The organism is Streptomyces sp. NPDC050743 (genome assembly GCF_044456925.1).
Lineage (GTDB): Bacteria > Actinomycetota > Actinomycetes > Streptomycetales > Streptomycetaceae > Streptomyces.
On record NZ_JBITGJ010000210.1, the window covers coordinates 1 to 7031 of the forward strand.

A 7031-nucleotide genomic window follows, 5' to 3' on the forward strand; every position below is an offset into this window, starting at 1 on the left:
GGCCGGACCCGGTCAGCCGAACACGTCGCGCACCCGGACCGTGCGCACCCTCAGCCACCGGGCCCGGCGCGCCGGCAGCCGCTCACGCGCCGCGGCGGCGCCGCCTCGGTCGGCTCCGTCGCGGACTCGTACGACTGTGAGGATGGGGTCACCGCTGCAGTGGTGGCCTGACCCTTGTTACGACCGACCCTTCGGGTGTCCTGGCTGTTGATCTGTCGTTCGCTGCTGCGGCGGGCTCGATGCGGGCCGTCGGCCGCGCGGGCAGTGGCTGTCAAAGGCCATTGCTAGCCCTGCTCGTGTGCTCCGGGTTCCGGCCGGACGGCCTGGATCTCTGTGCCGTCGGCCGGAGCCCGCTGCCCCGAAATCGGCCCAGGCATCTGTGCGTGGGAGTGCGCAGACCGGTCGTCTGCGGTCTCACTGGTCCGGGTGGCCCAGCTCCACGTCGTATCCGCTTGCCCCAGGGCCGTCCAGGGACAGCGAGGTGGCCACGGGCGGGTATCCGCTGGCGGTCAGGGTGTAGTAGCCGCTGTCCAGGTCGGTGAAGGCGTACGAGCCGTCGTCGCCGGTGACCGCCGTGCCTGCGACGTTGCCCGCAGCGTCCACCAGCGTGACCCGTGCGTCGGGCAGCGGCCGACGGCCGGCCCCCGCTCTCACCGTGCCCCGCAGTACGGCACCGCGGCTCAGGTCGACTTCAAGGCGGCTGATGCCCTGGTCACCCACCTCGACCGGCAGCGCGAACGGCCGGTAGGCAGCGGCGTTGACCGCCACGGTGAAGGTGCCCGCGAACAGATCGTGGAAGGTGAAGACACCCGATGGTCCCGTCATGCCCGTGGCCAGCACCTCGCCGCGGACATCGGTGACCACGACCATTGCTTCGGCCACCGGCTTGCCGTCGGCCGCATCGCGCACCACTCCTGCCAGGCCGCTGGTAGCCGACAAGACCACGTCGTAGCCGAGCGGTCCCTCCCCCACGACTACGGTGGCCGCTTGCGGCTGACGCCCGTCGGCCGCCGCGATCAGCACGTAGCTACCGCCGGCCGGAGCGTTCAGTGCGTATCCGCCGTCCAGGCCGACATGGGCGCGGCCCAACTGCCTGCCCTGCAACGAGATCAGGGTCACCGTGGCCGCTTCGACCGCGGTGCCCGCGCCGTCGCGCACGAATCCGTGAATGACCCTGCCGGTCATGCCGTCCAGGTGAGTCTCCCGGCCGGACGGGCCCGAGAGCACGGAGGCGTACCCGGTGGCCGGCTGCCCGACGACGGCGGTGCCCGCAGGTACGAGGTGCGGCTTTGAGCCCGGTTCCTGGGCGGTGACCCGGGTGTTCCCCGCCGCGACGGGAGAGGCGGACGGCTGTCCCGGCCGGTTGCGGATGAGGACGACGGCTGCCGCGCCGCCTGCAAATATCGCCGCACCCGGGATGAGAACAGCCAGGTGCAGCGCCCCGGAGAACGCCCCACCGACGGCCGCGGCCGTCGTTTCTCGCAAGGCAGCGGAGGCGCTGGACGCGGACGCCCCGCTGCTGATGGCAGCGGTCAGCTTCTCGGCGACGGGCCTCGACAGGCCCCGGCCGGTCAACTGCTCAGGCAGCCGGGACGTCAGCCCGCTGGTCAGAATGGTCCCGGTGATGGTCGCTCCCAGTGTGCCGCCGACCTGGCGGAACAGGTTGACGCTTCCACTGGCCATGCCACCGTCGGCGTGCGGCACGCTGATCACCGACACCGCGGTGACCGGCGGAAGGATCAGACCCGCTCCGGCCCCGAACATCGCCATCAGGATCCCGACGGTCACCAGGGACGTCGACGGGTCCTGGTTGATCATCAGCAGGTTGCCGGCCGCAGCGATCAGCGCACCGATCCCCAGCGTCGCCTTGAAGCCGATCACACGCGAGAGCGGAGCGGCCACGGAGCTCAAGATCACGTAAGCCAGCATCAGCGGCAGCAGCAGGAGACCCGACCTGAGGATCGACTCGTGCCGGACCCGCTCGAGGTAGAGCACCTGGGCGAACGCCGTGGCCACGAATCCGTACTGCGCGAACAGCGCGACCATGTTCGCCGTAGCGAACGACGGAATGCGGAACAGGCGGAGCTTCAGCATCGGCGTGCGCGTACGCGCCTCGACCAGGATGAACGCCACCAGCGCCAGCGCGGCCACGACGAACGCCCAGACGGCCCGGGCCGACCCGAAGCCCGAGTGGCCGCCGTCGATGACGCCGTAGTTGAGGGCACCGATGGCTGCGATCGCGAGCACCAGGCCCGGCGGATCGAGATGACGGCCGGGGTGCCGGCTTTCGGCGACGAAGCGGGGGGTGAGAAGCAGCACGACGGCCGCCAGGACCACATTGACCAGGAACACCGCGTGCCAGGAGTAACGCTCCAAGATCACTCCGGCGGCGATCGGACCGAATCCCAGGCCAATGCCGGAGACCGCGGCCCAGATGCCAACCGCCCTCACCCGTTCATGCGCATCGGTGAACAGGTGGGTGACGATCGACAGGCTGTTGGGAAGGACCGCCGCCCCGCCCAGACCCATGATCGCCTCCCCGATGAGAACGCCGGTCGAACCCGGCGACAGGGAGACGGTCAGGCTACCCGCGCCCAGCAGGAACGCGCCGAGAGCGAAGATCCGACGGCGTCCCACGATGTCGCCGACCGTCCCGGCGGACAGGACGAAGCTGGCAACCATCACGGAGTAGATGCTGGCGATCCAGACCAGGGTCGAGCTGGAGACGTGCAGGTCCTCCTGGATCGGCGCCAGGGTCGCCGTCGTCTGTGTGATGTTCACGAACATCACCATTTGCCCGAGACAGGCGACGAGGAGTCCGATCCACCGCCGTCGCGGCCGCTCGGGCATAGGCGTGTCGGCAATCGCCTGGGCGGCGTGGCTCGCCATGCACAACCCCTTTCAGCATAGTCCAGATTTCAAACTCACTACGCCGACCAACTTAGCAGCTGAGTCTCAAGTGCAAACTCAGGGTGATAAGGGACACCGTGGCGGGGCGCGCACTGCGCTGATGCAGGCAGGCTGGAAGACCTTGAGCAACACGGCCCCGCCCAGGCCGTGTGGACGCCCCTGGCCGGCGGCAAGCCTCGCCCGTGGACAGACCTGTGAGCGGATGCCGGGACTTCCAACGCCGAGATCAATCTCATCGATGACCGCTGCCCCGCCGCTCCGGCTGGCCGGGACCGGCCAGCCGTACCGCCTAGTCGTCGATCGTCGCCCCGTACAGCGCGTTGGTCGGCAGGCCGCCGAACGCGCTCGGGCCGTAGTTCCAGGAGCCGGAGGTGGTCAGGCCCGAGCTGCCCGCGGAGAACACCCAGACGTAGCCGTCGTTCGTGTTCTCACCGGGTGCCGAGGCGAGCAGGCCGAAGCGGCCGTCGTCGTTCGGGTCGGTGAAGGAGACCTGGCCGCCGAACTTGTCGCCCTTCTCGACGGCGCCCGGGACGTTCGCGGTGCCCTGGTTCACGGACCATGCGCCGGTGGACGTCATGCCCTTGACCGAGCCACGCAGGACCGTGACGGCGCCCGCGTCCGCGACGGCGCCGATGTCCTCGCCCGCGACACCGATCGCCACGTCCGCGTATCCGTCGCCGTTGCTGTCGCCGACGGACAGGTCGGTGCCGAAGCCGTCGCCCTGCTCGCTCGCGCCCGGCACGCCCGCCGAGTTCTGGGTCCACCACACGGGAGGGGTGCCCGGCCCTCCTTGGCCGGCGGGCCCGTCCGCACTGCCGTAGTAGACGCCGACCATGCCGCCACTCATGCTCTCGCCGCCGTCGTCCGGGCTGTGCGGCTCGCCGGTGACCAGGTCGTCGTAGCCGTCGCGGTTGATGTCGCCGGACGCGACGACCGGACCGCCGCGCACCGCGGTGATCGGCAGCGGCTCTTCGTTCGACGCGGTACCGGGCAGGATGTACGACCAGCCGTAGCCCGGCTCGTCGCCCACGCTGGTGCCGGAGACGACCAGGTCGGCGAAGCCGTTGTTGTCGTAGTCGCCCGTGGTCATCGACTTGGGCTGGATGCCCGGCGCGTCGTCGGCAGAGGCCCGGCTGAGCGTTTTCCGCGGAGGCGAGGTGAGCGTGGTACGCGACTTCTGCACCGGGCGCCGCGCCTGCGCGTCCGCGCTCTCGGCGGCGGGCTGGGGGGCGGGCTCGAAGGTGTAGACGGTCAGCCCGACCGAGTCCATGACGGCGAGGAAGTCGCCCGGAGTGGTGTCGCCGAAGCGGGCCGCGGCGAGCGAGGCGCCGAACCTGCCGCCCGTGGTGACATCGTCGGACTGCAGCCAGTCGCTGCCCGATCCGGTGAGGCCGTTCGGCGTGCCCCACAAGACGACCGCGCCGCCCGCGTTGGCGACGGTGCCGAGGTCCTCGCCGGGGATGCCGATGATCGCGTCGTCGTAGCCGTCGCCGTCGAGGTCGCCGGTGGCCAGCGACTTGCCGAAGCCGTCCCCGGTCTCGGCGGCACCGGGAACGCCCGGGGAGTTCTGGCTGAAGGCCTTGACCCTGCTCGTGCCGATGCCCTTGGGTCCGCCGTACTGCACGGTCACCATGCCGGCACCCTTGTACCCGCCGACCGCTGCCCCGGGCCCGCCGACGAGCACGTCGTCGTAGCCGTCGCCGTTGAAGTCGGTGTTGCGGTCGTTGGCATGTGTTCCGCCGGGTGTTCCGGCGTAGACGCTCGGAGCGGCCGCGATCACCGCGCCCGTCACGAGGAGAAACGATGCCGCCGCGACGGCGGCCGAGCGGTGCTTGCGCATGAGCGGCTCCTTGGCTCAGATACGACCGACTGGCTCAGGGGCGCGGGGGGTGTCCGGATAGGTCCCGTTCCTATGTCCGGCGCCGTGTTTGACACCGCATGCGGAGGAAGGGTTGTACAGGAGGCATGTCTGTTTTACCGAAGAAGATCACCTCTTCACCGAAGAAGGTCGCTCCTCTCGACAGCTTCGAGTCGGGCACCCGGGGCGAGGACAGCCACGCACACGCGAAAGGCCGGAACCACACGAGGTGACTCCAGCCTTCGACGTCTGACCTCGATTCTTCCGCAGCCTGATCGTGTTGGGTGATCCGGTGGTTTGCCCTGGTTCGTCTCGCCGGTGCGGACGTGGGGCCGTCGCATGACGCTGCGGTGACGTCGGGTTCCACGGGCCCGAGGTGGTGCGGTCCTCTCCTCTCCGGTGTCGTCGGGATCGCGGCTGGCCGTCAGGTGAGAGCCGGGAGTTGGGTGGCCTGCTGCCAGGCGGTGGTGAACGCCGAGGACCACGGCCATGTGCGGTCGAGGTGGAGGGTGTGGCGGCGGGCGTGGGAGGTGAGGCGGGCGGGCAGGTGGTAGAGCTTCCTGCGGATCGTCTCCGGTTCGGCGGCCGCGAGTTCGGGGTGGTCGTGCAGGAGGAGGAGTCGTGTCCAGGCGTCCAGGTCGCAGGCGATGGTGGCGGCCAGGACCCAGGCGGCGTTCAGTTGCCAGGAGGCGGAGGGCAGCAGGCCGAGGCCGACCCGCTTGATTGCTTTCACCCGGTCCTCGACTTCGGCGTGGTCGCGGTAGAGGCCGTCGACGAACCACACCTGCCCGGAGCCGGGTACCCCGGAAAGGCCTTGGTGGTCGGGGATGTTCGTGGCGACGATCTGGTAGCGCCAGCCGGTGCGCTTCTCGAAGGCGGTCAGCTTCTTCGCATCGCGGCGCGAGGGTTTGACCCGGCGCACGATCAGCCGCATCCCCGCCGGCCAGCCGGTCAGGTCACGGACCCCGGTCAGCTCGGCGACCTGGTAGGAAACCGTGTCGCCGCCTGGCCCCTTGATCGCGTGGACCTCGCCGTCCTGCCGCAGTGCGTCCGTCCACACCTTCTCCGGCAGCCTGGCGACGGCCTCCTCGTCCATGGTGTGGATGGCCCAGCCGGTGACCCACCGGACCCGCCTGCGGCTGGTGGTCAGGGACGTCAGGTGGTCGAGGAGGGCGTGGCTGAAGGCCGCGCCGTCGATCCTGACCAGCAGTTTCGACCACAGGGGCAACGGGAGCTGCCGCAGCGCGGCGGCCAGGACCGTCTTGTGGTCGGCGACGTCGTTGGCCGCCGCGTTGCCACACCGCAGCAGCATCGCCACGCACTCGCGGGTGTTGGCCACCCACGCCCCCAGCGGATGATGCCCCCAGGTGCCCTTGAACGTGCCCGCCGCCCCTTCCTTACCGCTGGTGCAGGTCACCACGGTGGCGTCGAGATCGAGGACGTACCAGCCGGTCAGCCGCCGGCCGCACACCGATATCCAGGGAAAGCCCGCGGGCCGCAGAGCCAGCCAGGTCCACACCGCCCGGCGTATCACGGCGCGGACTCGCTCGATGCGCGCCGCGACCGGTCCGTCGACCGCCTCCAGGGCACGTCGCAGCGTGCTGTCCGAGACCGGTTTGGGGAACAACGCCCGCCACTGGTACTGCAGTTGCTCGGCCGCCAGAACATTCGTCGCGCCCAGAGCGATCGCACAGGCCAGCTGGACAAGCACGACGCCCCGGTCCCGCCACCCCGGCCCGGTGCCCCGCGGAAGTACGGCGGCCAGGGCACGGGTGAGCCCGACACGGTCGGCGACCTTCCTCAGTAGCACCACCCCCGCGTACCCGACGAGACGCTTGCCGTCGGCCCGCACGCCGAGCCGGTGATCCCATTCGGTAGCCTGCACCTGTTGGGTGTCTCTTCCTCGCGACGGTTTTGATCTAGACAATCCAGATCATCGCAGGTGAGAGGCACCCTTCTTCTGTCAGGGCATCAGATCGCTGCCGTAGCTGAATTCATGAGGCCAGTGGACGAGAGTGGTGAAGGCGAGGCACCCTTCGCGGCGTTCGATCGTGTAGGTCTGGGTCAAGCCGGTCTGAGCGCACCACGGCACGAGCGTGGTTGACAGAGCACCTGTCCCGGCCGTCCGCGTCATGGAGGGGCGCTTGATGAGCGGCTCATAGGTGACGCACTGAGCCTTTCCCGGTAAGCGATCATGCCTGTGTGTGATCGTTTAGACGGTGCGGTCGTATTCGAGCTGGAGCAGGACGAGGGCTGCGGCGGC

Annotated in this window: 3 protein-coding genes; all 3 read right to left on the reverse strand. The window is 69.7% G+C overall.

Annotation, left to right across the window (positions count from 1 at the left end):
* Nucleotides 1-414: 414 nt before the first annotated feature.
* The 3 genes from ACIBJF_RS51115 to ACIBJF_RS51125 all read right to left on the reverse strand — a co-directional run bounded on the left by ACIBJF_RS51115 (nt 415) and on the right by ACIBJF_RS51125 (nt 6653).
* On the reverse strand, nt 415-2889 hold the full coding sequence (locus ACIBJF_RS51115; protein WP_399184745.1) for an MFS transporter: 2475 nt from the start codon (nt 2887-2889) through the stop codon (nt 415-417).
* 310 nt (nt 2890-3199) lie between these two features.
* Nucleotides 3200-4750, reverse strand: a complete 1551-nt coding sequence (locus ACIBJF_RS51120; protein ID WP_399184746.1) for an FG-GAP and VCBS repeat-containing protein — start codon at nt 4748-4750, stop codon at nt 3200-3202.
* Between the two features lie 442 nt (nt 4751-5192).
* Nucleotides 5193-6653, reverse strand: coding sequence for an IS1380 family transposase (locus ACIBJF_RS51125; RefSeq protein ID WP_399184747.1), 1461 nt, complete (start codon nt 6651-6653; stop codon nt 5193-5195).
* Nucleotides 6654-7031 lie beyond the last annotated feature (378 nt).